The 27,000-nt window shown below is 33.3% G+C and carries 25 protein-coding genes and 1 pseudogene; 24 read left to right on the top strand and 2 right to left on the bottom strand.

The features are described 5' to 3' along the window. Nucleotides 1-6: 6 nt before the first annotated feature. The 17 genes from CDO51_RS10425 (at nucleotide 7) to pduL (ending at nucleotide 15,352) form a co-directional block, all read left to right on the top strand. Nucleotides 7-984: a dipeptidase gene (locus CDO51_RS10425; protein WP_089024210.1), complete on the top strand. Its 978-nt coding sequence runs from the start codon at nucleotides 7-9 to the stop codon at nucleotides 982-984. A 31-nt stretch (nucleotides 985-1,015) separates the two neighbouring features. Then, a complete protein-coding gene (locus CDO51_RS10420) occupies nucleotides 1,016-1,855 on the top strand; it encodes a PHP domain-containing protein (protein WP_089024209.1) in 840 nt (279 codons plus the stop codon). Nucleotides 1,856-1,987: 132 nt separating this feature from the next. After that, nucleotides 1,988-2,977 carry a GntR family transcriptional regulator gene (locus tag CDO51_RS10415; RefSeq protein ID WP_089024208.1) on the top strand — a complete coding sequence of 330 codons (990 nt, stop codon included), beginning with the start codon at nucleotides 1,988-1,990 and terminating at the stop codon, nucleotides 2,975-2,977. Further along, a complete protein-coding gene (locus CDO51_RS10410; protein WP_089024207.1) occupies nucleotides 2,967-3,188 on the top strand; it encodes a 4Fe-4S dicluster domain-containing protein in 222 nt (73 codons plus the stop codon). The genes CDO51_RS10415 and CDO51_RS10410 overlap by 11 nt, the downstream gene beginning before the upstream one ends. Further along, the gene (locus CDO51_RS10405; protein ID WP_089024206.1) at nucleotides 3,178-4,317 is read left to right on the top strand and encodes a 2-oxoacid:acceptor oxidoreductase subunit alpha; all 1,140 of its coding nucleotides are present in this window, start codon (nucleotides 3,178-3,180) and stop codon (nucleotides 4,315-4,317) included. The genes CDO51_RS10410 and CDO51_RS10405 overlap by 11 nt, the downstream gene beginning before the upstream one ends. Beyond that, the gene (locus CDO51_RS10400; protein ID WP_089024205.1) at nucleotides 4,317-5,147 is read left to right on the top strand and encodes a 2-oxoacid:ferredoxin oxidoreductase subunit beta; all 831 of its coding nucleotides are present in this window, start codon (nucleotides 4,317-4,319) and stop codon (nucleotides 5,145-5,147) included. The genes CDO51_RS10405 and CDO51_RS10400 overlap by 1 nt, the downstream gene beginning before the upstream one ends. Beyond that, entirely contained in the window at nucleotides 5,144-5,680 is a 537-nt protein-coding gene (locus tag CDO51_RS10395) for a 2-oxoacid:acceptor oxidoreductase family protein (RefSeq protein ID WP_205842219.1), read from the top strand. Before CDO51_RS10400 ends, CDO51_RS10395 begins: the two co-directional genes overlap by 4 nt. Nucleotides 5,681-5,732: 52 nt before the next feature. Continuing rightward, nucleotides 5,733-6,983, top strand: coding sequence for a Glu/Leu/Phe/Val family dehydrogenase (locus CDO51_RS10390; protein WP_089024203.1), 1,251 nt, complete (start codon nucleotides 5,733-5,735; stop codon nucleotides 6,981-6,983). An 81-nt stretch (nucleotides 6,984-7,064) separates the two neighbouring features. Further along, nucleotides 7,065-8,732 carry an acyl-CoA mutase large subunit family protein gene (locus CDO51_RS10385; RefSeq protein ID WP_240503549.1) on the top strand — a complete coding sequence of 556 codons (1,668 nt, stop codon included), beginning with the start codon at nucleotides 7,065-7,067 and terminating at the stop codon, nucleotides 8,730-8,732. An 18-nt stretch (nucleotides 8,733-8,750) separates the two neighbouring features. After that, on the top strand, nucleotides 8,751-9,161 hold the full coding sequence (locus tag CDO51_RS10380; protein WP_089024201.1) for a cobalamin B12-binding domain-containing protein: 411 nt from the start codon (nucleotides 8,751-8,753) through the stop codon (nucleotides 9,159-9,161). Next, the gene (gene mce, locus CDO51_RS10375; protein ID WP_089024200.1) at nucleotides 9,161-9,562 is read left to right on the top strand and encodes a methylmalonyl-CoA epimerase; all 402 of its coding nucleotides are present in this window, start codon (nucleotides 9,161-9,163) and stop codon (nucleotides 9,560-9,562) included. Before CDO51_RS10380 ends, mce begins: the two co-directional genes overlap by 1 nt. Before the next feature lie 21 nt (nucleotides 9,563-9,583). Next, entirely contained in the window at nucleotides 9,584-11,140 is a 1,557-nt protein-coding gene (locus CDO51_RS10370; protein ID WP_089024199.1) for an acyl-CoA carboxylase subunit beta, read from the top strand. A gap of 35 nt (nucleotides 11,141-11,175) precedes the next feature. Further along, on the top strand, nucleotides 11,176-11,562 hold the full coding sequence (locus CDO51_RS10365; protein ID WP_089024198.1) for an OadG family protein: 387 nt from the start codon (nucleotides 11,176-11,178) through the stop codon (nucleotides 11,560-11,562). A 19-nt stretch (nucleotides 11,563-11,581) separates the two neighbouring features. Beyond that, nucleotides 11,582-11,971: a biotin/lipoyl-containing protein gene (locus tag CDO51_RS10360; protein WP_205842218.1), complete on the top strand. Its 390-nt coding sequence runs from the start codon at nucleotides 11,582-11,584 to the stop codon at nucleotides 11,969-11,971. Between the two features lie 16 nt (nucleotides 11,972-11,987). After that, nucleotides 11,988-13,100: a sodium ion-translocating decarboxylase subunit beta gene (locus CDO51_RS10355; protein ID WP_089024196.1), complete on the top strand. Its 1,113-nt coding sequence runs from the start codon at nucleotides 11,988-11,990 to the stop codon at nucleotides 13,098-13,100. A gap of 80 nt (nucleotides 13,101-13,180) precedes the next feature. Continuing rightward, on the top strand, nucleotides 13,181-14,668 hold the full coding sequence (locus CDO51_RS10350) for a VanW family protein (protein ID WP_089024195.1): 1,488 nt from the start codon (nucleotides 13,181-13,183) through the stop codon (nucleotides 14,666-14,668). 111 nt (nucleotides 14,669-14,779) lie between these two features. Further along, nucleotides 14,780-15,352, top strand: a complete 573-nt coding sequence (gene pduL, locus CDO51_RS10345) for a phosphate propanoyltransferase (protein ID WP_089024194.1) — start codon at nucleotides 14,780-14,782, stop codon at nucleotides 15,350-15,352. A 147-nt stretch (nucleotides 15,353-15,499) separates the two neighbouring features. On the opposite strand, the gene CDO51_RS10340 is transcribed toward pduL, so the two are convergent. After that, nucleotides 15,500-15,679, bottom strand: a complete 180-nt coding sequence (locus CDO51_RS10340) for a hypothetical protein (protein ID WP_089024193.1) — start codon at nucleotides 15,677-15,679, stop codon at nucleotides 15,500-15,502. A gap of 184 nt (nucleotides 15,680-15,863) precedes the next feature. Between CDO51_RS10340 and miaB the strand changes: the two genes are divergently transcribed. From miaB to CDO51_RS10305, 7 genes are all read left to right on the top strand, one after another. Continuing rightward, nucleotides 15,864-17,210 (top strand): tRNA (N6-isopentenyl adenosine(37)-C2)-methylthiotransferase MiaB, encoded by a 1,347-nt coding sequence (gene miaB / locus CDO51_RS10335; RefSeq protein WP_089024192.1) that lies wholly within the window; start codon nucleotides 15,864-15,866, stop codon nucleotides 17,208-17,210. Between the two features lie 22 nt (nucleotides 17,211-17,232). Further along, entirely contained in the window at nucleotides 17,233-19,833 is a 2,601-nt protein-coding gene (gene mutS / locus CDO51_RS10330) for a DNA mismatch repair protein MutS (RefSeq protein WP_089024191.1), read from the top strand. 14 nt (nucleotides 19,834-19,847) lie between these two features. Beyond that, nucleotides 19,848-21,776, top strand: a complete 1,929-nt coding sequence (gene mutL / locus CDO51_RS10325; protein WP_089024190.1) for a DNA mismatch repair endonuclease MutL — start codon at nucleotides 19,848-19,850, stop codon at nucleotides 21,774-21,776. 26 nt (nucleotides 21,777-21,802) lie between these two features. Next, nucleotides 21,803-22,777, top strand: coding sequence for a tRNA (adenosine(37)-N6)-dimethylallyltransferase MiaA (miaA, locus tag CDO51_RS10320; protein ID WP_205842217.1), 975 nt, complete (start codon nucleotides 21,803-21,805; stop codon nucleotides 22,775-22,777). Nucleotides 22,778-22,821: 44 nt separating this feature from the next. Further along, on the top strand, nucleotides 22,822-23,067 hold the full coding sequence (hfq, locus tag CDO51_RS10315; protein ID WP_089024189.1) for an RNA chaperone Hfq: 246 nt from the start codon (nucleotides 22,822-22,824) through the stop codon (nucleotides 23,065-23,067). 148 nt (nucleotides 23,068-23,215) lie between these two features. Further along, complete coding sequence (locus CDO51_RS10310) at nucleotides 23,216-24,181, top strand: AAA family ATPase (RefSeq protein WP_089024188.1); 966 nt, start codon at nucleotides 23,216-23,218, stop codon at nucleotides 24,179-24,181. Between the two features lie 130 nt (nucleotides 24,182-24,311). Then, nucleotides 24,312-25,589: a methionine gamma-lyase family protein gene (locus tag CDO51_RS10305; RefSeq protein ID WP_089024187.1), complete on the top strand. Its 1,278-nt coding sequence runs from the start codon at nucleotides 24,312-24,314 to the stop codon at nucleotides 25,587-25,589. 99 nt (nucleotides 25,590-25,688) lie between these two features. On the opposite strand, the pseudogene tnpC reads toward CDO51_RS10305, so the two are convergent. After that, a pseudogene (gene tnpC, locus CDO51_RS14750) lies at nucleotides 25,689-27,000 on the bottom strand (IS66 family transposase); the annotation flags it as partial.

The following is a 27,000-nucleotide window of genomic DNA, read 5'->3' as shown; positions in this document are numbered from 1 at the left end:
GTTTATATGGAAAATATACATGACAAATCATTTGTAGTTGATGGTCATTGTGATTCTGCTTTAAATTTTGATGGTTCTTATAATTTTTTTGAAAGAAATGAATCAGTTCATCTTGATTACGAAAAGATGAAAATAGGAGGTATTAACCTTCAATTTTTCGCCTTATTTGTAGATGATACTTTTATTCCTGGTTCATCATTTAGTAGAAGCATACAATTACTTGAACGTTTAAAAGGTAATGTAAAAGAAAGTGGACAAGGTAAATTAGAATTTATTGAAAAAAAGGATGGTTTAAAAAAAGCCGTTAATAATAGTGATAATAGCCAAGTATATGGTTTATTAACTTTAGAAGGTGGTGAAGCTCTAGAAGGTAAAATTGAACATTTAACAGCTTTATATGAATTAGGTGTTAGAGGTATAACTTTAACTTGGAACAGGCGAAATGAACTAGCAGATGGATGTGACCTTGAAAATAAAGCTGGAGGCTTAACTAAATTCGGGGAGCAAGTAGTGAGCAAAATGGACCAACTAGGTATGTTAATAGATGTGAGTCATTTATCACAAAATAGTTTTTATCATCTTATTGAAATAACTGACTCACCGATCGTAGCAAGTCACTCTAATGTATTTTCTCTAAATAACCATCTTAGAAACTTAACTGATGAGCAAATAAAAATTATTGCAGAATCAGGCGGCTTATTAGGTATTAATTTTTTTAGTAAGTTTTTAACAAATAAACCAAGGGCAGATTTGGAAGATCTATATAAACATATAAAATACATTGTAGATTTAGTTGGTGATAATTATGTAGCCCTTGGATCTGATTTTGATGGTATGACAAGTCCTCCTAAAAACTTAGAGGATGCCTCAAAATTACCTAATTTAACTGATTATTTACTACAAAGGGGTTTATCAGAATCAAGTATAGAAAAAATCCTTGGAACTAACTGGATAAGGGTATTACAAAATGTGTTACCAAACTAGTATTTGATGTATAAGTAAAGGTGGTATCGATATGAAATGTTTTGGAGATCTACATGTCCATTCAACGGCTTCTGATGGAATTTTATTACCAGAAGAATTATTACAAAGAGCTGACAATAAAAATTTGTCTTATATGGCTTTAGCTGATCATGATACATTACTAGGAACAAAAAAATTAATGGAAAATAATAATTCACAAAATGTTCAAGTGGTTCCTGCGGTAGAAATTACTAGTGACTATAAAGATGGAGAAATACATATTCTGGGCTATTTTATTGACATATATTCAAAAAAGCTTAATGAAACTCTAAAAACCATGCGTTCTGAAAGAACAGTTAGAATTGAGAAAATGATTGGAAATTTATCGGACTTAGGTTGTGAAATATCTAAAAAAAATGTTTTTAAAAATGCAGGGGCTGGGACTGTCGGAAGACCACATATTGCAAGAGAACTTGTTAACTATGGATATGTAAATGATGTAGTAGAAGCTTTTGATAGATATTTAGCAAAAGATAAACCTGCATATGTTCCAAGAGAAAAGTTAACTCCTAAAGAAGCTATAGATTTAATCAAAAATAATGGTGGAGTAGCAGTTTGGGCTCACCCAGGTTTAGTAAAAAGTCCATATGAGTATTTACTAGAATTAATTGATTTAGGTATTCAAGGGGTGGAATTATATCACCCTTCGCATTCCATTAATTTTGAAATCGAGTGGAAAAAATTATGCGAAGACAAAGAATTATTAATAACCGGAGGATCAGATTTTCATGAATTTAATGATTTACATTCTGATGATATTGGAGTGAAAGGGATCAGTTGTAATCATATTGAAAAATTAAAAAAGAGGAGCTACATTGGACCAATGGATTAATCCATTGGTCTGTTTTTTTCAAAAAAATAGAAGGAAATTTGTAATATTTACCGAAGGAATTTATTAGAAATTATAATGAAGAGATATTGGACTAATCCAATTACATGATCCAACTATAAGGGAAGTGATGTTATGGAGTTTGAATTAGACAGAAAAACAAGTGTTCCATATTACTTACAAATTGCTAACAATATAAAACAATTTGTTGAGTCTGGTTTTTGGAAAAGCGGTACGAAATTACCTACTGAACGAGAATTATCAGAACGTTTACAAGTTAGTAGAAATACCGTTAGCATGGCATATAAGGAATTACAAACAGAAGGTGTGATAGTTTGTCATCAAGGTAGAGGTACATTTGTTTCAGAACAAGATGATAAACTTAAGCAACAGAGTCGAAAAGAGCGTTTGTTAAAAATTATTGATGTTTCTATTGAGGAAGCTATACAATTAGGTTTTTCTTTAGATGAATTTCTAGATATTACTCATATAAGAGCTCGTGAAAAGCAAGAGATGTTAACACAGCTTAAAATTGCTTTTATTGAATGCAATGAAGAACAAATAAATTATTTTGTCAATGAATTATATTTCGATCAAGGTGTATCGATATTACCAGTCCTATTATCAGATTTAAAAGAAAATACAGAAAGTTATAACGAACAATTAAAAGATGTTGATGTTATTATCACAACATTCTTTCATTTAGAAGAAATTAAAGACCTATTAAAAAATTTAAATGTCGATATTGTTCCTATAGCACTCGAACTGCAAATGGAAACTGTTGTAAAGATAGCTCGTTTTTCACAGGAAACAAAGATTGGTTTAGCTTGCAAATCTGAAAATTTTGCAGAAAAATTTAAAAATGCTATATCTAAAACCGGAATAAATAACATAGAGATCTATTATACGACTAATACTTCTGAAGATGAATTAATCAACTTTGTTAACTCAGTTGATCAAATTGTAACAAGTCCAGGGAGAAAGAAGTATTTAGAGAAAATCATTAGTGAAAAAAAAGATATAGTGGAGGTGATTTTCAAGCCTGATGAAGCTTCATTGAATTTACTTAAAACCACTTTAGTGGATTTAAAACAAAAAGTTAGGGGGAAAATTGATGAGCACTGAAAGGTCTATACCGGTTGAAGTAGCTTCAAAATGGTGTAAAGCGTGTGGTATTTGTATTGAATATTGCCCTAAGAAAGTTTTAGATTATGATAAGAAAGGAAAGGCAATTGTAAAAAATCATGAAGCTTGTATTAAATGTGGATTATGTGAACTTCGGTGCCCTGATTTTGCCATTGTTGTAAAGAAGGAGGATGAATCTAATGAAAAATAGTGAAGCTGTGTTAATGCAAGGGAATGAAGCTTGTGTTAAAGGTGCCTTACAGGCTGGCGCAACTTTCTATGCAGGTTATCCAATAACCCCATCATCAGAGGTGGCTGAAGGTTTTGCTGAAGAATTACCAAAAATGGGCGGTAAGTTCATCCAGATGGAGGATGAAATTGGTAGTATGGCAGCTATTATTGGGGCATCTCTAGCTGGGTCAAAAAGTATTACAGCAACTAGTGGTCCTGGTTTTTCATTAAAACAAGAAAACTTAGGTTATGCTTGTATGGCAGAAGTTCCTTGTGTAGTTGTTAATGTCCAAAGAAGTGGACCAAGTACAGGAGGTCCTACAGCATCTTCACAAGGAGATGTTATGCAAGCAAAATGGGGAACTCATGGAGACCATCCTGTAATTGCTCTTTCTCCTTACTCAGTTAGAGAAACATATGATATGACGATTCAAGCTTTTAATTTAGCAGAAAAGTTTCGGACTCCAGTAATACTTTTATTAGATGAAGTGGTTGGGCATTTAAGAGAAAATGTAAACCTTCCTAAGAGGGATGAAATAAAAATCATAAATAGAAAAAAACCTAATGAAAATGAAGAAGAATATTTCCCTTATCAAGCTGATGAAGATGGAATTCCACCTATGGCTAACTTTGGTGAAGGTAAACCCTATCATGTAACTGGTTTACATCATGACAAGACGGGTTTTCCAAATTTAAAACCAGAGATTGTAGATGATTTAATTAAACGGTTAGTAGATAAAGTTGAAAAGGCTTCAGATGAGATTATTGATCTAGAAGTAGATATACCAGAAGATGCAGAAACAGTTATAATCTCTTATGGGTCTGTAGCAAGATCAGCTATTAGTGCATGTAAGGACCTTAGCACTAAAGGTGAAAAGATAGGGTATATTAGACTAAAAACGATTTGGCCATTCCCTTATGAACAGATAACTCAATACTTAAAATGTGTTAATAATATAATAGTTCCAGAAATGAATTTAGGGCAAATTTTAGGAGAAGTTGAAAAGTGTGTTGATTCAAATCAAAATGTAAGAGGAGTTCATAGAGTTGATACTCACCTTATCACTCCTCAGGATATTATTAAATCCATTGAAAGGGAGGAAAAGTAATGAGCGCCCATTTAAGAAAATACTTACGTTTAGATAAAATTCCTCATATATGGTGTCCGGGTTGTGGCCATGGTATTATACTTAATAGTCTTATAAGAGGTATTGATCAAGCAGGTTTAGATCAAGAAAAAACAGTAGTAGTATCTGGTATTGGTTGCTCTTCTAGAGCTCCTGGTTATCTGAATTTTAATACTCTTCACACAACCCATGGTAGAGCTTTAGCTTATGCTACAGGAGTAAAACATGCAAATCCAGACCTTAACGTTATTGTTTTAACAGGGGATGGAGATAGTACTGCAATTGGAGGTAATCACCTGATTCATGCGGCTAGAAGAAATATTGGGATTACTACTATTGTATTTAATAATAATATTTATGGAATGACTAGTGGTCAGTATTCTCCAATGACACCAACTGATGCCTACGCAACTACTTCTCCTTATGGAAATGTTGAAACTTCATTTGACTTGTGTGGACTTGTTAAATCTGCAGGTGCTACTTATGTAGGTAGAGGCGCTACTTATCAGACTAAACAACTAACACAAGTAATTACCGATTCCCTAAAACATAAAGGTTTTTCATTTGTAGAAGCTTTAAGCCAATGTCCTACTTATTATGGTAGAAGAAATCAATTAAAGACTGCTATTGATATGTTAAATTGGCAGAAAGAAAATACCGTTAGTGTTAGGGCCTATGACAAGTTACCTGAAGAGAAAAAAGCAAGAAAAATTGTTTTAGGAGAATTATGGAAAGATGAGTCAAGACCAGAGTATACGGAAAAGTACCAACAGATGCTTGATACTGTTAGGGAAAAGGAGTTGAGATCATGAAAAGGTGGGAATTAAGATTAAGTGGTTCTGGTGGCCAAGGTTTGATATTAGCTGGAATTATCTTAGCTTCTGCTGCTACGAAAGAAGGTAAAAACGTTATTCAGACTCAAAGTTACGGCCCTGAAGCTAGAGGTGGAGCAAGTAAGTCAGAAGTTATTATTAGTGATGAAGAAATTGATTATCCTGAAGTAACAACTCCAAATTTTTTACTTACTTTAACTGAAGAGGCTTTTAACAAATATACAACTGATATATCTGAAGAATGTAAAGTCTTGGTTGATAGTCAACTAGAGATTGATAAAGCATGTGGTGAATTGCACCAAATACCATTTTTAAAAACAGCTGAAACGGAAATCGGAAAAAAGATAGTAGCAAATATGGTGGCTTTAGGAGCTACAGTATACTTTACACAAGCAGTTTCTAAGTCCACAACAAAAGAAGCAATATCAAATTATGTACCAAAAGGTACCGAAGAACTGAATTGGAAGGCATTTGAGAGGGGGTATGAGTTAGCTGAAGAATACGGGGATTAGTAGAAATCTGATTTTTTTAAAAGTTTTAATTAAATAAAAGGGGGTTTTTTAAATGTCAGAAAATACTAATGTGTATCAGATAGTTCAGCAGCAGATTAAAGAAGCGGTGGATATGTTAGGACTTGATTATACTGTCTTTGAAATGCTCAAACAGCCTCAAAATGTATTAGAAGTTTCATTCCCTGTTAAAATGGATGATGGATCAATTAAAGTTTTTCGCGGTATAAGGTCACAACATTGTGATGTATTAGGTCCTTTTAAAGGTGGTTTACGGTTCCATCCTACAGTAGAAATGGATGAAGCTAAAGCATTGTCTATGTGGATGACATTTAAGTGTGCAGTAGTAGGGGTTCCGTATGGTGGTGCAAAAGGTGGAATAGAGTGTAATCCAAAAGAAATGAGTCAAGGTGAATTAGAACGTTTAAGTAGAGGATTTATAAAAAATGTAGCTAATTTTATTGGGCCGGAAAAAGATATTCCTGCACCAGACGTTTATACAAACCCACAAGTTATGGCATGGATGATGGATGAATTTAGTAAAGTCAGAGGTTATAATAACTTTGGAATTATGACTGGTAAACCTATAAATATTGGAGGTTCAAAAGGTCGTTCAGAAGCTACTGGAAGAGGATGTGTGTATGTAACTCGTGAGGCTGTTAAAGAATTAGGCTGGAATATGAAAGATATGAAAGTTGTAGTGCAAGGATTCGGTAATGCAGGTAGTATAGCAGCAAAACTGTTATATGATATGGGAGCAACTATAGTTGCCACAAATGATTCAGTATCAGGAGTCTATAGTGAAGAAGGGGTTAACCCATACGAACTAGAAAAATACAAAAAAGAGACTGGTTCAGTTAAAAACTATCCTGGAACAGAAAATGTTACTAATAGTGAATTACTTACTTTAGAATGTGATATATTGATACCTGCTGCTTTAGAAAACCAGTTAACACAAGCTAATGCTAGTGATATAAAAGCTAAAATCATAGCAGAGGCTGCTAACGGTCCGACTACTCCTGAAGCAGATAAAATTTTATTTGAAAAAGGTGTCATAACTTTACCAGATATTCTAGCCAACGCAGGTGGTGTTACTGTAAGTTACTTTGAATGGGTACAAAACTTACAGAACTTTTACTGGACTGAAGATGAAGTAAATAATAGAATGGAAGAGATGATGGTGGATGCATTTAAATCGTGTTATAAGACTAGAGAAAGCTATGATGTACACATGAGAACCGCAGCTTATTTACTTGCCGTTCAGCGCCTTGCTGATGCTATGAAAACTAGAGGTTGGTTAAACTAAAACAAGGATTAAAAAAGATGGGAGATCTAGACAAAGCTAGATCTCCCTTTAACACAACATTAACCAACAGGAGGGATCCTTTTGTCCGAAAACAAAAATAAATTGAGAGAAGAGTTAGAAAACTGGAAAAATGGTACTTTAAAGAAAGCTTTAGATCGATTCCCAGAAAGAAGAGAGGAGTTTAAAACAAACTCTGATATTCATGTAGATCCACTATATACTCCTCTTAATGAAGAAGATTATATAGAAAATTTAGGGTTTCCAGGAGAATATCCATTTACCCGTGGAGTACAGCCAACAATGTATAGGGGTAAATTCTGGACTATGAGACAATATGCAGGTTTTGCGTCTGCAGAAGAGACTAATAGACGTTTTAAATATCTTTTAGAACAAGGTCAAACTGGTTTGAGTGTTGCTTTTGATTTACCTACTCAAATAGGTTACGATTCTGATCATCCTATGGCCCATGGAGAGGTTGGGAAAGTAGGAGTAGCCGTAGATACTTTAGAGGATTTAGAAATTTTATTTGATAAAATTCCTTTAGATAAGGTTAGTACTTCAATGACAATCAATGCACCAGCGGCAGTATTATTAGCTATGTATATTGCAATTGGGGAAAAACAAGGTATATCTAAAGAAAAACTTGCAGGTACGATTCAGAATGATATTTTAAAAGAATACATAGCTAGAGGTACTTACATATTTCCACCAGAGCCTTCTATGAGGTTAATTACAGACATTATTAAGTATTGTAGTAAAGAAGTACCACGTTGGAATACAATAAGTATTAGTGGTTATCATATCCGTGAGGCTGGAAGTAATGCAATTCAAGAAATAGCGTTTACTATAGCAAACGGACTAGCTTATGTTGATGCTGCATTAGAAAGTGGTCTTGATATTGACGAGTTTGCACCTAGACTTTCATTTTTCTTTAATTCCCATTTGGACTTTTTTGAAGAAATTGCAAAGTTCAGAGCTGCAAGAAGACTATGGGCAAAACTGATGAAAGAACGTTATGGAGCGAAAAACCCTAAGAGTATGAAAATGCGCTTTCATACACAAACAGCAGGGTGTACTTTAACAGCACAACAACCAAATAATAATGTTGTAAGAGTAACACTGCAGGCTTTAGCAGCTGTACTTGGAGGAACACAGTCTCTTCATACTAATTCACGAGATGAGGCCCTATCTTTACCAACTGAAGAATCAGTTCAAATAGCTTTAAGAACTCAACAAATTATTGCAAATGAAAGCGGTGCGGCAGATACTGTTGATCCTATTGGTGGTAGTTACTATGTAGAAAATTTAACTAATAAACTCGAACAAGAGGCTCAAGAGCTAATAAATAAGATCGATGATTTAGGTGGAGCGCCTAAAGCGATTGATCAAGGTTTTATACAAAAAGAAATACAAGATAGTGCTTATGAATGGCAAAAATCTGTAGAGGATAAAGAACAAATTATAGTCGGGTTGAATGAGTTTAAAGTTGAAGAAGAATTAAACTTAAGCACTCACAAAGTAGATGAAAAAGTTGCTGATGCTCAGAAAAATAAATTAGAGAAGATTCGAGAGAAGCGGGATAATAAAACTGTCGAGGATTGCTTAAATAAATTACAAGATGCGGCTGAAGGAACTGATAATTTAATGCCTTATATAATTAAAGCTGTTAAGGAATATGCAACATTAGGTGAAATTTGTGGTGCATTAAGAGAGACTTTCGGTGAATATGAAGCGGATAGTTATATTTAAGCAACATAAAAGGAGGTTATGTTAACAGTGACACCTATAAGAGTTGTTGTTGGAAAACCAGGGTTAGATGGTCATGATAGGGGGGCAAAATTCATAGCAAGAGCCCTAAGAGATGCTGGTATGGAGGTTATCTATACTGGACTTAGGCAAACCCCTGACCAAATTGTTTCAATTGCATTACAAGAAGATGCTAAGGTATTAGCATTAAGCTGTTTATCTGGAGCTCATAATGAGTTGTTTCCAAAGATTGTTTCATTATTAAAAGAACACGATGCAGAGGATATTTTGGTTTTAGGTGGTGGAGTTATACCAGAAGATGATATTCCATATTTGAAAGAACAAGGCGTATCCGAAGTATTTACTCCTGGGACAACAAGTAATGATATTATAGAATTTATTAAAAATAATGTTTCAAAGGAGGGTGCTTAATGGTTAATAAAGTTGACCATATTGGAATTGCTGTGAAAGATCTCGAGAAAGCTTTAGAATTTTATGAGAATAATCTAGATATAAATTCTGTTGGAACTGAAGAAGTAGAAGAGCAAAAAGTAAAAGTTGCTTTTCTACCTATAGGAGATACAAAAATTGAATTATTAGAAGGAATGACAGAGGATAGTCCAATAAATAAATTTATAGATAAAAAGGGTGCTGGTGTACAGCATATAGCTTTTAGAGTTGATGATATTGAGAAACGTTTACAAGAGTTAAAAGATCAGGGTATTAGACTTATAGATGAGACTCCTAGATATGGAGCGGGTGGTGCTAGAATAGCTTTTGTTCATCCGAAAAGTACTGGTGGAACTTTGATTGAACTTTGTGAAAGAAAATAAAGTTATTAGGAGGTATTCACAATGGCAAACGATGAATTTTCAAAACTTGAAATATTACAAAAAGAAAAAGAAAAGATTCACCAAGGTGGAGGAGAAAACCGAATAGCTAAACAACATGAAAAAGGTAAAATGTCTGCAAGGGAAAGAATTGATAATTTTTTAGATGATGGAAGTTTTGCTGAGCTAAACGCTTTTGTAAAGCATCGACAAACTCAATTAGGAATGGATAAAAAAGAAGCCCCAGGAGAGGGTGTTGTAACAGGATATGGTACCGTTGAAGGACGATTAGTTTATGTTTATGCTCAAGATTTTACTGTTTTAGGTGGTACCTTAGGTGAGATGCATGCATATAAGATATGTAATGTTATGGATCAAGCAGCAAAAGTTGGTGCACCTTTAATTGGACTTAATGATTCAGGTGGAGCACGTATACAAGAAGGTGTAGATGCTTTAAAAGGGTACGGTAATATATTCTATAGAAATACTATTTATTCAGGTGTGATACCTCAAATTTCTGCAATTATGGGACCTTGTGCAGGAGGAGCAGTTTATTCACCGGCTCTTACCGATTTTGTGTTTATGGTAAGAGATACAAGTCAAATGTTTATTACAGGTCCTTCTGTAATAAAAACTGTTACTGGTGAAGAAGTAACCTTTGAGGAACTAGGTGGAGCTGATGCACATAATACCAAAAGTGGAGTAGGACATTTTGCCACAGATGATGATAAAGACTGTTTAGATAGTATAAGAGAATTATTACAGTTCTTACCTTCTAATAATATGGAAGAACCACCTGTCTTTGAACCTAGTGATGATCCAAATAGAAAAGAAGAAGATTTAAAAGACTTAATCCCAGAAAATCCGAACAAACCTTATGATGTTAGAAAAGTTATCACTCGTGTTGTAGATGATAATTACTTTTTTGAAGTTCAAGAAAGCTATGCTAAAAATATAGTGATTGGTTTTGCTAGATTAAATGGTAGAACTGTTGGGGTAGTTGCTAATCAGCCTTCTCATTTAGCAGGTTGTTTAGATATTAATGCTTCTGATAAAGGGGCGCGCTTTATTAGATATTGTGATTCATTCAATATTCCTTTAATTACATTCCAAGACGTACCTGGTTACTTACCGGGAACTGCTCAAGAACATGGAGGAATTATACGACATGGAGCTAAATTACTATATGCATATTCAGAAGCTACAGTACCAAAGTTAACTGTAATTCTTCGTAAGTCTTATGGTGGATCATACATAGCAATGTGCTCAAAATCGTTAATGGCTGATGTCGTGTATGCTTACCCTTCTGCAGAAATTGCTGTTATGGGACCTGAAGGTGCAGCAAATATCATATTTAAAAAAGAAATCGAAAACTCAGATGACCCTGAACAAACTCGTCAAGAGAAGATTGATGAATATAGAGAACAATTTGCTAATCCATATGTTGCAGCATCACGAGGAAGGGTTGATGATATTATAGATCCAAGAGAAACACGTCCTAGATTGATCTATGCTTTAGAAACCCTAGATAATAAAAGAGAAGAACGACCAGCGAAAAAGCATGGAAACTTTCCTGTCTAGAATGAGTTAACCTTAATCAAAAGGATGTGATATGAATGGGTATTGATATGGAAACTTTGAATCAGGGGTTACAGGTTACTTTCCTAGGCTTTTCTGTAGTACTTATTGCTCTATTTATGTTATTTCTCATTATGATTCTGTTTGGTAAAATCTTTAATCCAGAATCAAAAAAGCAAGAACCTCAAATTGAACAACAAGAAACTAAATCTAGTGAACAAAAACAAGAAATTGACGAGCAGGAAAGTGAACCTTCTCCTCAGGTTGTAGCTGCAATTTCTGCTGCAATCTCATTAGCTTTAGGAGATAAAGATTCAAGTTTTAGGATTACAAGTATAAGGCCTATTAATAGGCCAGTAAATTCTTCATGGAAATTCATGAGTAAGAAAGCTCAAATGGAAGCTACACCTAATAATAAGAAGTAACAATAAGGAGCTGATTTTGGTGAAAAAATTTCGTGTGACAGTTCAAGGTGAAACTTATGAGGTAGAAGTAGAAGAGGTTTCTGAAGAGGCAAATACACCTTCAGAACCAGTAAAGAAAACTGAACCAAAAAAGCAACCAGCACCTCAACCCTCTAAACCTAAAGAATCTAAAAAAGAAGATAAATCTGTTGCTGGCGGTAATACAATTACCGCACCTATCGCTGGAAACGTTTTAGATGTTAAAGTTTCACCAGGAGATCAAATAGATAATGGGCAGGTAGTTATGATACTCGAAGCTATGAAAATGGAAAATGAAATATCAGCTGAAAGTTCTGGTACAGTAAAAGAAGTGAAAGTTGAAAAAGGAGCAACAGTGAACTCAGGCGATATATTAATCGTCTTAGAATAGGAGGGAGAGGTTAGATATGGTTTTAGAACAAATCTCTGAATTCTTAGAAACCACTGCTTTCTACCATCTTAGTTTCCCTAAGCTGATAATGATAATTATAGCTTGTTTTTTACTTTATTTAGCAATTGCAAAGAAATATGAACCTTTACTTCTTGTGCCAATTAGTTTCGGTATGTTACTTGTTAATATACCACTAGGTGGAATCATGGAAGAAGGAGGATTATTATACTACTTATATAAACCTGTAGAATGGGGTGTTTATCCACCACTAATCTTTCTAGGTGTGGGAGCTATGACAGACTTTGGTCCTCTAATAGCAAACCCCAAGACGTTTCTATTAGGTGCCGCAGCCCAGTTTGGTATATTTTTAGCCTTTTTAATATCTCTATTTGTAGGTTTTACTCCAGCAGAAGCTGGTTCTATAGGAATTATAGGGGGTGCTGATGGTCCAACGGCTATTTTCACAGCAAGTCAATTAGCACCTGAGTTATTAGGTTCTGTAGCCATTGCAGCCTATGCCTACATGGCTTTAGTACCAATCATCCAACCTCCTATTATGAAGCTGTTAACAACAGAAGATGAGCGAAAAATTGTTATGGAACAGCTTAGGCCTGTAAGTAAAAAGGAAAAGATCCTCTTTCCAATAGTAGTAGCTATATTAACTATTTTCTTAATACCTTCAGCTATTCCATTGTTAGGAATGTTGATGTTTGGAAATTTACTAAAAGAAAGTGGAGTTACTGATAGATTAAGTAATGCTGCACAGAATGAGTTAAATAACATAGTAGTTATTTTCTTGGGTTTAACAGTTGGGGCTACGGCTCATGCTGATAGCTTTTTACGAATGGAAACGATAAAAATAATAGTACTAGGTCTTTTTGCATTTGCAATAGGAACTACAGTAGGAGTACTTTTAGGGAAATTAATGAGTAGATTAACAGGAGGAAAGATAAATCCTCTTATCGGAGCAGCAGGGGTATCAGCAGTACCAATGGCAGCTCGAGTTACTCAATCAGTAGGTAGTGAGGCAAATCCAAACAACTTTTTAATTATGCATGCTATGGGTCCAAATGTAGCAGGTGTTATTGGTTCGGCAATTGCCGCTGGGATTTTACTTGCAATGCTTTAGCTTTATTTATGCATAAAGATTATCACCCGGCTATATATTAAAGTAGAGGGAATTTATATTAATAAGCCGGGTGATAATTTATGAAGTTTAGTAATTTGACTAAAAAACAAAAAATATATTGTGGTATTTGTTTGGTGGTTTTTTTATGCATAATTTTAGTAATTTCATTAGATTTTGGTTATCGAATGACATATAGTAATAAATATAATCCGAGTACATTTTTAGCAGGAAAGCAGGTTCAGGGATTAAATTATGAAGAAGGGAACAAATTAATAGAAGAAAAAATAACAGAAATCAAAAATAAAGATATTTCACTAATATATGATGATTATCGTTTAGAAACAAGCTTCGAAGAGTTAGGTATTCATTGGTCTAAAGACAAGACTCATAAAGAACTGATAAGTGAAGAAATGAGTTTTGGAAAAGGGATAAAACATATACTTGGTTTGTATGAAGATGAATCTGAAATTAAGTTACAGTTTAAAAAAGATGAGACAACTTTGGATAAGATACTTAAAAAAGTAAGTGATGATATAAGTAAAAACCCTAAAGATGCACAATTTAAAGTAGATAATTTAGAACAAAAAGTGAGAATTATCCCCCATGAAGAAGGGTATGAGCTTGATAAAAAACAAAGTAAAGATAATATATTAGATAAGTTGGAATTAGTCTCAGAAGGTAAATTAGAAACAGAGCAATTAGACTTTGAATTAACAACAAGAAAAGTTCCTGTCGATAAAACATCGGATGACCTAAAAGCCATGAATTTAGATAGTGTGATCGGCTCCTTTGCCACTAGCTTTTCTGCAAATGAAGATGAAAACAGGGTCGCGAATATATCATTAGCAGCAGATTATATCAATGAAACCTTGATTAAACCAAAAGAACAATTTTCTTTTAATGAAACTGTTGGACCTATAAATAAAGAAAATGGATATAAAACTTCGTCGATAATAGTTGATGGCGAGTTTGTTGATGGTGTGGGCGGGGGAGTATGTCAAGTTTCTTCTACAGTATATAATTCAGTATTAAAAACTGGGATTGAACCTGTTGAACGCTATCCACATGGTAGACCTGTTGGTTATGTTGGTTTAGGGCGGGATGCTACAGTTGCATATGATTATCTAGATTTAGTAGTAGAAAACACCTTAGAAAATCCAATACTGTTTTCGGCGTTTGTAGATGAAAATGAGATCCAAATTGATGTTTTTGGTAGTGAACAAGATTATAACTATACTGTACAAAAAACAGATTATACAGAGTTACAACCAGAAAAAAAATATAAGTATCAGTCAAAAGATGGTATCAAAGAAAAGATATCTAAAAGTGAGAAGGATACGATTATATCTGAGTACTTAGATAAAGAAGACATCAAAAAAGAACAAAAAAATCTTGAACAACTTGATATTGATGGCCTCATTATAGAAAAACTTAATAGTGGAAGAACAGGTCATAAAATTGATGTTTGGTTAGTTAAGAAAAAAGAGCAACAAGAAATAGATAAACAACATTTATCAACAGATGTTTATCCATCTGAAAAAAAAGTATATCTATTAAAAGAAGAGTAATATATATGGATTGACGTTTTACAGCGATTATTTTAGAATGAAACTGTTAGAACTTATAATAAATTATAAAGTTGATTTTATAAAAAATTATAATAAAGGAGAGTTTACATAATGCATAAAGTGACTGCAGGTGTTTCGAATCGACATCTTCACGTAAGTCAAGAGGATCTTGAAAACTTATTCGGTGAAGGGTATGAACTAACTCCAGTAAAGGATTTAGGTCAACCAGGACAGTATGCTGCTGAAGAAACTGTTACATTAAAGGGGCCTAAAGGGACAATAGATCGAGTACGAGTATTAGGTCCTATAAGAAGTAAAACTCAAGTAGAATTATCTCGAACTGATAGTTTTGTACTAGGAATTAATCCTCCAGTAAGGGACTCTGGAGATATTGAAGGTTCTGAAGGTCTAACACTCATAGGACCTAAAGGTGAAGTGGAATTAGAAAAAGGTGTAATTTTAGCAAAAAGGCATATTCATTTACACACAAGTGACGCAGAAAAAATGGACTTACAAGATAAAGACCTAGTAAAGGTAGATATAGAAGGAGAACGCGGAGTTTTATTTAAAGAGGTATTAGTTAGGGTTAAAGATAGTTATGCAGCTGAATTTCACATTGACACAGATGAAGCAAATGCTGCAGGTGTCAAAAATGGTGATCAGGTAACAATTATCAAAGATTAATAATATCTACTTACGAAGGGAATAATTTTACTAAAATTAATGCGGCAGTGTTCTGCCGCATTAATTTTTTTAGTATTGACCATGATTAACATTACGCTTGAATTTTCTTGTAAGAATCAATATTGATAATAGACTTATTAGTCGAGTCTAAAAATTCATTTTATTTAAGGAGATGTACCAGGTAATTTCGCAGTTAGGACATATAACTTGATGAATACAGTCATTATTAGTCTCACTATCCCTTTCTTCTTCTGGATATAGTTCTGTTGCAGTCTCATATGGTCCATATGGATCTAGATTATCATCTATATTTGTGTTTTCTTCCATAATTTCTCTACAATTAGGACAATATTCTTCTAACGTAATTAGACCATTACAAATAGGACAGATTCTATCAATGATGAAATCACCCCCAAAATAAATTTACATTATTAGTGTTACTGTGATGATGTTTTTTCATTCCTTTTTTGATATAATAAGAAAATGCTATAATATTACTGGAGGTGACATTATGACACTTTATCAGCTAGGAAATGGGAAAACTTTCTATAGTCTTACCTTCGGATGTCAGATGAATGAACATGATTCAGAAGTTTTGGCTGGAATGTTAAATCAGATGGGTTTTGAAAAGGCAGAATCAGAAAATGAAGCAGATCTTCTTTTAATCAATACATGTGCAGTACGTGAAAAAGCAGAACAAAAGGTATTAGGGAAAATTGGTGAACTCAAAAAATTAAAAGAGAAAAATCCTGATATGGTAATAGCTGTTGGTGGTTGTATGGTTCAACAAGAACATGTAGCTAACAAAATCCATCGGGATTTTAAACATGTTGATATACTTTTTGGCACAAACAATATAAATAGGTTCCCTTCCTTATTAGAGGATGTTATTACCAAAGGTAAAAGAATAAAAGAAATTACCCAAGATGATAGTACTGTATTTGAAGAGTTACCTCATAATAGAGAAAACTCTATTAAAGCTTGGGTAGTCATAAGTTATGGATGTGATAACTACTGTAAATATTGTATTGTACCATATGTTAGAGGACAACAACGAAGTCGTAAAATAGAGCATATAAAGAAAGAGGTCGTACAGTTATCAAAAAAAGGATATCGTGAAATCACTTTGCTAGGCCAAAATGTAAATAGTTATGGAAAAGATCTTGGTAACGAGAACGGTTTCGAACAATTATTAGAAGAGTTAGAGGATATAAATGGAATAGAAAGAATTCGGTTTATGACAAGTCATCCAAGAGATTTTACTGAAGAATTAATATATAAAATAAGAGATTCAGAGAAAGTATGTGAGCATATACATCTACCAGTACAAGCAGGTAGTAATAGAGTCCTTAAAATGATGGGGCGCGGATATACTAGAGAGCGTTATCTTTATTTAGTGGATAAAATTCGCGAAGAACTTCCTAATGCAAGTATTACAACTGATCTCATTGTAGGATTTCCTGGAGAAACTGATGAGGAGTTTCAAGAGACAATTGATCTAGTCAAAAAAGCACAGTTTGATAGTGCATTTACCTTTGTTTATTCTAAAAGAAGTGGTACCCCTGCAGCAGAAATGGAAGAGCAAGTACCAGAAAAAATAAAAAAACAACGTATTCAGGAACTAATAGATCTACAGAAATCAATTTCTGCTAATATTAATCAAAAACTCGAAGGTACTGTACAAACTGTTCTTGTAGAAGATGTTAGTAAAAACGATGCCAACATACTTACTGGGCGAACAAGAACTGATAAATTAGTTCATTTTCCTGGAAATAAAAGTTTAGTAGGTGAGTTTGTTGACGTAAAGATAAATCATGCTCATAGTTGGACTATATATGGAGAACTAACAAATTTTTAATGTAATTAGTTGGAGGGATTGCATGGCAAAAAAAGCTCGCAAAGTTACTCCTATGATACAACAATTCTTAGATATCAAAAAAGAAAATCCAGATGCCATCTTATTTTTTCGAGTTGGTGATTTTTATGAAATGTTTTTTGAAGACGCTGAAATAGCAGCAAAAGAACTCGAGATTGTTTTAACTAAAAGAAGTGTTGATAAAAATGATCCAGATCCAGTACCTCTTGCAGGTGTACCACATCACTCATGTGAAGCTTATGTTGGTAGACTATTAGATAAAGGTTATAAAGTGGCTATATGTGAACAAGTCGAAGATCCTCAAAAAGCCAAAGGGTTAGTGAAGCGAGAAGTTGTACAAATGATCACACCCGGTACAGTTTTAGACACTAACTTTCTAAAGGAAAAAGAAAATAACTATCTTGTATCAATGGCTCAAACTGATAATAAATTTGGTATTGCAATAGTTGATGTTTCAACTGGAGACTTTCAAGTTACAGAGATAGAAAAGCAAAACACAGATAAAGTATCAGATGAAATATCACGGTTAGCCCCTAAAGAAGTTATTGTTGATGATAATAATAGAGATTGTTATAGTATCTTAAAAAAATTCGAAGAACAGGGAGTTCTAATCACAACAGTTTCACAACCCACTTATCGTAAAGTTATTGAAATAATGAAAGATCATTTTAAAGTTGAATCACTAGAAGGCTTTGGATTAGGCGATTTAAATGGTGCAGTCACTGCTGGTGGGGTATTGCTACAATACCTATTAGATACACAAAAAACAAGTTTAGAACATATCAAAATAGTGCGCCCATACTCAACAGATTCTTATTTAATTATGGACTCAAATACACGAAATAACTTAGAGTTATGTGAAACTATTAGACAAAAACGAAAACGAGGCTCTTTACTGTGGGTACTAGATAAAACAAAAACGGCAATGGGTGGTAGGAAATTAAGAAATTGGATACAACAACCTTTGATAGATATCACTGCTATAAATCGACGATTAAACTTTGTAGAAGCTTTTGTTGATGATTATATCTTGCGAGAAGAAACCGGACAAGCATTAGAAAGAATCTATGATCTTGAACGTGTTTTAAGCAGGGTAATTTATGATCGCGCGACACCAAAAGATTTAGTAGGATTATCTCGATCACTTGAAGTTTTACCTGACTTAGTTGAAACATTACAAAAGAATCTAACTTTTGATGAATTGCTAGAGAATTTACCAAACACAAATGATCTAGCAGACTACATCAAACAAGCTATTGTACCTGATCCTCCTACTTCTGTAAAAGACGGTGGTATTATTAATGATGGTTTTGATAAACAGTTAGATGAACTTAGAGATCTTTCTCGTGGTGGTATAGAATGGATATCAAATTTAGAAACTAAGGAAAGAGAAAGAACGGGTATCAAATCACTTAAGGTGAGATATAACAAGGTTTTTGGATACTATATTGAAATTACAAAGAAAAATTTGGAGTTAGTTCCTGATGATTATATTAGAAAACAGACTTTAGTTAATGCAGAACGTTTTGTTACTCCTGATCTAAAAGAATATGAAGATAAAGTTTTGAAAGCTGAAGAGAAAATACAAGAACGTGAATATCAGTTATTTCAAAAAATTAGAAGCGCAGTAATAACTAGGATAAAAGATATACAAGATTGTGCCAAGTTTGTAGCTGAAATTGACAATTATTTATCATTAGCAATAGTAGCTGTTGAACAAAATTATGTTCGACCAACTGTTGATAATTCTAGAACACTAGATATAAAAAGGGGAAGACACCCTGTTGTAGAAAAGGTTAGTTCTGAAGAACCTTTTATACCTAATAATACTTACCTAGATAATGGTATAGAACAAATTGCGTTGATTACAGGTCCAAATATGGCAGGTAAATCAACATATATGCGACAGGTTGCATTAATTATAATAATGGCCCAAATGGGGTCTTTTGTACCAGCTGATAATGCAACTGTCGGTATTGTAGATAAAATATTCACTAGAGTAGGTGCAGCAGATGATCTAGTTGGAGGACAATCTACTTTTATGGTAGAGATGAATGAAGTAGCAAATATATTAAATAACGCTACTCCAAAAAGCTTCGTAATTTTAGATGAAGTAGGTAGAGGTACAAGTACATTTGATGGTATTTCAATTGCTAGGGCCGTTGTTGAGTATTTACACCAAGAAGATAAAATTTCTTGTAAAACCTTATTTGCTACACACTTTCATGAACTTATTGACCTAGCAAATGAATTTTCTCGCGTTATAAACTATTCGGTATCTGTAAAAGAAGATGATGATGAAATGATTTTCTTGAGAGAAATAGAACGTGGAGGTACAGATAAAAGTTATGGTGTTCAAGTAGCAAGATTAGCAGGAATCCCAAATAAAGTTATTAGAAGAGCAAAGGAAATATTATATCATTTAGAAAACCGTGAAATAAATGAGGTACCAGTGACTGGCTATCAAGTTAGTTTAGATGAAGTAGAAAACAAAAAGCATGAACTAGTAGATGAATTTGTAGATCTTAATCCAGATGAGCTAACGCCTAAAGAAGCTTTAGATAAAATTTATGAGTTACATGAGAAAGCACAAAAACTCGACTAGCTAGGAGGGTTTTTATGACCCGTGTAAATAAATTAACACAAGAGGTAAGTGAAAAAATAGCTGCAGGTGAAGTTATTGAACGGCCTTCATCTGTTATTAAGGAACTAGTAGAAAACTCTTTAGACGCTTCTAGTGATGATATCCGAGTTCATATAAATAAAGCAGGTAAAGAATTAATAAGAATAATAGATAATGGTCATGGTATACATCCTGATGATGTTGAGCTTGCTTTTTCAAGACATGCCACTAGTAAGGTTTCAGGTATTAATGATTTAAATAAAATTAGTACTTTAGGATTTCGTGGTGAAGCTTTAGCTAGTATTGCTGCTGTTAGTAGGATTGAGTTAAGAACTCGTCAAAATAATCAAAAGGAAGGTACTAAATTAATTATGGATGGGGGAATAATAAAAGAAATTGGATCCACAGGATGCCCAGTAGGTACTGACATTTCAGTAAAGGATCTATTTTTTAATACTCCAGCTAGATTAAAGTTTCTTAGAAAAGATGCATCTGAAATTGCTTTAATACAAGATATTGTTAATAAACTAGCTTTAGCTCACCCTAATGTACGCTTTTCACTATTTAATAACAATAATAAGTTACTTAACACATCAGGTAGAAATGATTTATTTGAAGTTATAGCGAATATCTATGGATATCAAACTGCTAAAAAAATGTTATACGTAGAGTATGATGCAAATGATATATCTTTAAGAGGATATATTTCAAGACCAGAGCTTACTCGGTCTAATAGAAATTATCAGACACTTTACGTAAATGGGCGTTATGTAAAGAGTAGTTTTTTATCTGAACGAATAGAAAAAGGATATCATACTTTACTTGCAAAACATCGCTACCCATTTGCTATAATTAAAATGAATATTCCTCAAGAAAAGTTAGATATTAATGTTCATCCAGCAAAAATACATGTTAGGTTTTCTGATCAAAAATATGTTGGAGATGTTATGACTAAAGCAATTACAAATACTTTAAAGCGTGAGGAGCTTATTTTTCAAGCTTCACCTACTAAAAATGTAGATTTTGACTCTGGTAGTCAGATACGTATCTCGAAAGCTATGTATTATGATGATAACCAGTATCAGAAAAGTACTTTTACGGAGAATGATTTAAAAAAACCAAGTTCAGATAAATCTACTAATATAAAAAAATCATACAAAAGACCGAATACTTATGAAAAAGTAGAATCTATACAACCGAAAGAGAAAGCTAATTTTGAAGATAAAAACAAAACAAATACTACTAACTCTACTGAAATAGAAGCAGATTATATGGCTAGAGAAAAGATTGAAGAGAATAATAATCAATCAATTGTTAATGAAGAAAATAGTGAATTATTACAAGAAGTAATTGAAGCAAAAGTAATTGGACAAATATTTGCAACTTATTGGATATTAGAAGGTAATAACGAAATTTTTCTAATTGATCAACATGCTGCTCATGAAAGAGTAAACTATCACAAATTAATGCAGACTTATAATAATGATAAAATTAAGAGTCAGCAAGTTATACCATACACTATAGAATTAGATACTGCAGGCGTAACAGTTGTTACTAATAACTTAGATACACTTAAAAAATGTGGTTTGGAATTTGAATTATTTGGAAAGAATACATTATTAGTTAGGGCGGTTCCATTTGCAATAAGAGATGTTTTTGATAGTAAAGCACTATATGATTTAATTGACCAAATAATTGAACATCCCGAAAACACACCAGACCTAGAGTCACTTGAGGAAATGCTAATTTCTATAGCATGTAAAAAAAGTGTAAAGGCTAATGAAAAAATGTCTCTAGTTGAATTCTTTAGCTTACTTAAGTCTTTATTAGTAACTCCTAATGCTTTTACTTGCCCGCATGGGCGTCCAACAATAATTAGAATGACAAAGTCTAATGTAGAGAAGTTATTTTATCGGATAATGTAAATTTTTAAAGATAGTGAGGGAAACCTATGGATAAGAAAACAATACTTGATGCTAAACCTTTATTAGCTATCATAGGTCCTACTGCTGTAGGAAAAACAGCTATTTCTTTAGAAGTAGCTAAAAAAATTCCGATTAATGTTGAAATTATTTCAGCAGATTCAATGCAACTTTATAAACAAATGGATATAGGTACAGCGAAACCCTCTACTAGTGACCAACAAGAAATTACACATCACTTTATAGATAGCATTGACCCCAGTGAAGATTATAGTGTTGGCAGATATCAAGAAGAAGCAAAACAAGTGATAAAAGATATCTATCACAGGGGAAATCTTCCGGTAGTAGTAGGGGGGACTGGGCTATACGTCAATGCTTTATTATATGATTATTCTTTAAATGCCTTACCAAAGTCTTCCTCATATCGAGAAGAATTATTAGAACGTGCAAAAATACAAGGTCTGCAAGCTTTATATAATGACTTACAAAATAAAGACCCAGAAGCAGCAGAAAAGATACACCCAAATGATAAGCAACGTATTATACGAGCTTTAGAAGTTTTTTACCAAACTGGTGAACCTATCTCTAAGCGACAACAGCGAAAGTACTCAAGTCCCTACAATCTACTCTTTTTCGGTTTATTTATGGATAGACCTTTATTATACGAAAGAATTGAAAAAAGAGTAGATAAAATGATTGAGCAAGGTTTATTAGGCGAGGTTAAATCACTACTAGAAAATGGTTATACTTTAGAATTAACTGCTATGAAAGGATTAGGTTATAAAGAAATAGGGAAATATCTACAAGGAGAGTATACATTTGATGAAGCAATAAATATTTTAAAAAAAGACACTAAAAGATTTGCAAAAAGACAACTCACGTGGTTTAGAAGAGACCCCAATATTAAATGGTATGATCTCACTAATAATAACACAGGTGAAATTAGCAACAAGATTGTTGAAAAAGTTTTGAAGGAATATTTTGAAAAACCTAGAAATATATAATTTAAGTACAGAGCAACTATATATTTTTTATTGGGGGCGATTATATGTCTAAGAGTAACTTTAATCTTCAGGACAACTTTTTAAACCAAGTACGTAGGTCAAAGATACCAGTAACTTTATTTCTTGTAAACGGTTATAAAATTCGTGGTGTTGTAAAAAGTTTTGATAACTTTACTATTTTGATGGATGTAAATAAGGAACAACAACTTATTTACAAACATGCAGTATCAACTTTAATACCTTCTAGTCAGCTTGATCTTTTTAATAATGGAGATAGTGTAGAGAATTAGGACTAATTTTTTATTAAACGGAAATGATTTTGATTAAAAGACACCTAAAAAGGTGTCTTTTAATATTAACGTTTTTTCTTTAGTTAGCGTACTATAGAATAGCTACCATATTATATGGTATTAAGAAATATTTAAAAGGTGGTGAAATATGGTGCGTTTGAAGATCAATGGAAGATCACATCATAAGAATAATGGAAAAGGCATCACTTTAAGTGATGAAGGTTTTCACCACCAACTTACTGAAATTAAAAATATGGGCCATCCACTTAACAAAATGGATAGTTCAATTAAAAGAAGTTTAGATAAACTTGACCGTTTAGTTGGGCTTAAAAAGGTAAAAGAAAATTTATATGAAATTTGTGCTTATATCGCTATTCAAGAAAAGAGAAACCAATTAAATTTATCTACTGAATCACAATCTCTTCATATGCTTTTCTTAGGTTCACCTGGTACAGGTAAAACAACAGTAGCTAGGATCTTAGGAGAAATATTTAAAGACCTTAATCATTTACCTGAAGGTCATCTTGTTGAAGTAGAACGTGCAGACTTAGTAGGGGAGTACATCGGCCAAACAGCTCAGAAAACTAAAAAACAAATTAATAACGCTTTAGGTGGTATTTTGTTTATAGATGAAGCTTATTCTCTTGCTAGAGGTGGGAGTACAGACTTTGGTAAAGAAGCTATAGATACGTTAGTTAAAGCTATGGAAGACTATAAAGATAGATTGGTAGTTATTTTGGCTGGATATCGAGATGAAATGAAGTCTTTTTTAGCATCAAACCCTGGAATTTCAAGCCGTTTTCCAATACAAATTGAATTTTCAGATTATAATTCTGAGCAATTATTAGAAATTGCTGATAAAATGCTTGAAGAAAGACAATATCTTTTAGATAATAAGGCTAGACAACATTTATTAGAAAAACTGAAATTGAAACTATCTAATAATGAGCCTAACTTTTCAAATGCAAGGTTTGTTAGAAACTTATTAGAAAAAAGTATCAGACGCCAAGCTATCAGATTAATAAACAAACCCCAGGTAACACGAAATGACTTAATTTATCTTCGTGCACAAGACTTAATTCACCATGACGATTCAAATATTGACAGATTTTAATCTCTTTATATTTGTTCATGACGATTCTTAATATAATCTGCGCTTACCCAGGAAATTATTTACCAATATTAATATTTTATTTTTTTCATGATAGAATATAGATGGTTAGATTCTGCAAAGGAGGAAGTTGATGATTAAGCAAATTATAAATAATTATAATTGGAATTTTGATAATACTTTATTAGAAAATGCACAGAAAGTCTATGACAGCTTAGAAAAAGATTTTAAAAGAATTGATGAAATTTACTACAGTAATCAATTTAAAGTAATTTCAGCGATGCAAAGTTTAGGATTAAGTGAGCATCATTTTATAGGAAGCACCGGTTATGGATATGGTGATAGTGGTAGAGAGTTTTTTGATGAGTTACTTGCTAAAGTATTAGGTACGGAAAGTGCAATAGCAAGACATCAATGGGTTTCTGGAACCCATACTATTTTTTCAGGGTTAGCAACTTTATTAAACCCAAAGGACACTCTTGTATCTATTACTGGAAGACCGTATGATACTTTAGCTAAAATTATTGGTCTGTCAGAAGATGCACCTGAAAATTGTTTGATATCAAAAGGGATTAATTATAAAGAGGTCCCTTTAAATAATTCAGGTCGACCTGATCTAAATAATATTGAGAAACAACTACAAAAATTAAAACCTAGTGTTGTTTTTATTCAAAAATCAAGAGGTTATAGTAGCCGTAAAACCTTAACATATTATGAACTTTCTAAATTAGTTGATTTCGTTAGAAAAGTAACTCCAAACTCAAAAATATTTTTAGATAATTGTTATGGAGAATTTGTGGAAACTAGTGAACCTGGTGAGTTAGATATTGACCTAATGGCTGGTTCTTTTATTAAAAACCCTGGTGGTGGTCTAGCACCCTGTGGTGGATATTTAGCTGGAAAAAGAGAGTCAGTAGAAAAGGCTTCTTTTGAACTTACAGCTCCTGGCTTAGGAAGAGATATGGGAGCAACACCAGAAGGATATCATAGATTGTTTATTCAAGGTTTATATTTAGCTCCTTCTACTGTTTGTTCTGCAGCAAAAGGAGCCATTTTCAGTAGTGCATTTTTTCAAAACCTAGGATATGAAGTTTCGCCTACCCCTAAGGAAAATAGGGGGGACATTATTCAAGAGATCAATCTAAATACAAAAGAAAACTTAATCTCATTTGTTAAAGGAATTCAAAAGGCTGGAGTCGTTGACTCTCATATAGAATTAGAACCGGATCAAATGCCAGGTTATGATCACCCGGTTATAATGGCTGCAGGTACATTTGTTCAAGGTGGTTCATTAGAATTGAGTGCTGATGCACCAGTAAGACCACCTTATAAAGCTTATCTACAAGGAGGTCTTACTTTTCCTCATGTTATATTAGGAAACTTAATTGCAGCTCAAAAAATAATAACATAAATTATAAAGTGAGCGTCAAATAGTACCCACATTAATTTAATAAAAAACTCCCATCTCATTAAATAAATAAGTGGGAGTGCCTGTTATAACTGACTTTTGTTATTTGCTTTGAGTTTTTTGTAGCTTACAGTTTCCTGGTAGATCTTCTGACCAAGGTAAAAATTTATCTAATTTTTCTTGGTCGTTGATGTCAATCTGAGGTAAATTTTCAAACAAGAACTGTAAATAATTAAATGGATTAAGTTCATTCTCTTTGGCAGTTTCAATAATGCTATAAATTAAAGCACTAGATTTTGCACCTTTAGGTGTATTAGCGAACATCCAGTTCTTTCTACCTATGACAAAGGGCTTTATTGATCTTTCAGCTCTGTTGTTATCTAACTCTAAGTCGCCATCTTCTAAAAATGTGTTTAGTTTTTTCCACTGATTTAAGCAGTAAGAGACAGCTTTTCCAAATGCACTTTTAGGTAAAGCTTTAGATTTTTGTTCTTCTAGCCAGGTCCCGAATTCTTGGATTACTGGAAAACTATGCTCGTGCCGAATTTTGTAACGTTCTTCTTTTGATTTATCTTTAATATCACGCTCTATGGCAAATAACTTGTTGCAGTATTCAAGTCCCTGACGAGAAGCTACATCGGCGTTTTGCTTGTCTTTTGGCAGTGCCTTTAGAGCCTCGTCAAATTTTCGCCTAGCATGACTTCAGCAGCCTACTAAGCTAACATTCGGTATGTCGTTGTAACCTGGATAACCATCAACATGGAGATACCCTTCAAATCCTTTTAAAAATTTAATGGGATGTTTACTGGCTCTAGTTGTCTGATAGTCATAGAGCACTATCGGGCTAGCTTCTTTACTAGTACGGTAAAGCCAGAGGAAAGATTTACTACTGGCTTTTCTACCGTCCTCTTTTAAAACTTGTAGAGTAGTCTCATCAGCATGTAAGGCTTTGTGATTTATCAGCAATTCATGCAATCTTTTGTACAAAGGAGTAAGCCAATCATTTGCAGTTTGATCATCCAGTTTGCCATTGTCTGACGTGACAATTTAATACCTAAACGGGATAGATTTTGCTCTTGACGGTAAAGTGGCTGTGCTTCCAGGTATTTTTGAGTCATTATGTAAGCTACAGAAGAAGGTGAAGCTAAACTGCCAGAAATCACAGGATTCGGAATAGGTGCTGTTTTCACTGGTGTAGTAGTATTTTCTTTATCGCATTTTCTGCAGCTGTAAACATACTTAATGTGCTTTAATACCTTGGCCTTGGCAGGAACGATTTTTAATTCACGTCTTTCTTCTGTGCTCATTTCATGAAGGTTATCACCACAACAAGAGCACACCTGTTCTTCTGAAGAAAGGCGATGCTCTACAACTTCTTCTTCAAGGCCTTCTAACTGTATATCTCGCTGGCCTT

The sequence above is a fragment of the Natranaerobius trueperi genome, assembly GCF_002216005.1.
GTDB lineage: Bacteria > Bacillota > Natranaerobiia > Natranaerobiales > Natranaerobiaceae > Natranaerobius_A > Natranaerobius_A trueperi.
The sequence above is the reverse complement of the archived record's forward strand: the minus strand, read 5'-3'. Positions and strand labels throughout refer to the sequence as shown.

Bases quoted from the DNA above. Each gene is read 5' to 3' on its own strand.
- CDO51_RS10425 (WP_089024210.1), top strand. From the start codon at position 7: ATGGAAAATATACATGACAAATCATTTGTAGTTGATGGTCATTGTGAT.
- CDO51_RS10420 (WP_089024209.1), top strand. From the start codon at position 1,016: ATGAAATGTTTTGGAGATCTACATGTCCATTCAACGGCTTCTGATGGA.
- CDO51_RS10415 (WP_089024208.1), top strand. From the start codon at position 1,988: ATGGAGTTTGAATTAGACAGAAAAACAAGTGTTCCATATTACTTACAA.
- CDO51_RS10410 (WP_089024207.1), top strand. From the start codon at position 2,967: ATGAGCACTGAAAGGTCTATACCGGTTGAAGTAGCTTCAAAATGGTGT.
- CDO51_RS10405 (WP_089024206.1), top strand. From the start codon at position 3,178: ATGAAAAATAGTGAAGCTGTGTTAATGCAAGGGAATGAAGCTTGTGTT.
- CDO51_RS10400 (WP_089024205.1), top strand. From the start codon at position 4,317: ATGAGCGCCCATTTAAGAAAATACTTACGTTTAGATAAAATTCCTCAT.
- CDO51_RS10395 (WP_205842219.1), top strand. From the start codon at position 5,144: ATGAAAAGGTGGGAATTAAGATTAAGTGGTTCTGGTGGCCAAGGTTTG.
- CDO51_RS10390 (WP_089024203.1), top strand. From the start codon at position 5,733: ATGTCAGAAAATACTAATGTGTATCAGATAGTTCAGCAGCAGATTAAA.
- CDO51_RS10380 (WP_089024201.1), top strand. From the start codon at position 8,751: ATGTTAACAGTGACACCTATAAGAGTTGTTGTTGGAAAACCAGGGTTA.
- mce (WP_089024200.1), top strand. From the start codon at position 9,161: ATGGTTAATAAAGTTGACCATATTGGAATTGCTGTGAAAGATCTCGAG.
- CDO51_RS10370 (WP_089024199.1), top strand. From the start codon at position 9,584: ATGGCAAACGATGAATTTTCAAAACTTGAAATATTACAAAAAGAAAAA.
- CDO51_RS10365 (WP_089024198.1), top strand. From the start codon at position 11,176: ATGGGTATTGATATGGAAACTTTGAATCAGGGGTTACAGGTTACTTTC.
- CDO51_RS10355 (WP_089024196.1), top strand. From the start codon at position 11,988: ATGGTTTTAGAACAAATCTCTGAATTCTTAGAAACCACTGCTTTCTAC.
- CDO51_RS10350 (WP_089024195.1), top strand. From the start codon at position 13,181: ATGAAGTTTAGTAATTTGACTAAAAAACAAAAAATATATTGTGGTATT.
- pduL (WP_089024194.1), top strand. From the start codon at position 14,780: ATGCATAAAGTGACTGCAGGTGTTTCGAATCGACATCTTCACGTAAGT.
- CDO51_RS10340 (WP_089024193.1), bottom strand. From the start codon at position 15,679: ATGGAAGAAAACACAAATATAGATGATAATCTAGATCCATATGGACCA.
- miaB (WP_089024192.1), top strand. From the start codon at position 15,864: ATGACACTTTATCAGCTAGGAAATGGGAAAACTTTCTATAGTCTTACC.
- mutS (WP_089024191.1), top strand. From the start codon at position 17,233: ATGGCAAAAAAAGCTCGCAAAGTTACTCCTATGATACAACAATTCTTA.
- mutL (WP_089024190.1), top strand. From the start codon at position 19,848: ATGACCCGTGTAAATAAATTAACACAAGAGGTAAGTGAAAAAATAGCT.
- miaA (WP_205842217.1), top strand. From the start codon at position 21,803: ATGGATAAGAAAACAATACTTGATGCTAAACCTTTATTAGCTATCATA.
- hfq (WP_089024189.1), top strand. From the start codon at position 22,822: ATGTCTAAGAGTAACTTTAATCTTCAGGACAACTTTTTAAACCAAGTA.
- CDO51_RS10310 (WP_089024188.1), top strand. From the start codon at position 23,216: ATGGTGCGTTTGAAGATCAATGGAAGATCACATCATAAGAATAATGGA.
- CDO51_RS10305 (WP_089024187.1), top strand. From the start codon at position 24,312: ATGATTAAGCAAATTATAAATAATTATAATTGGAATTTTGATAATACT.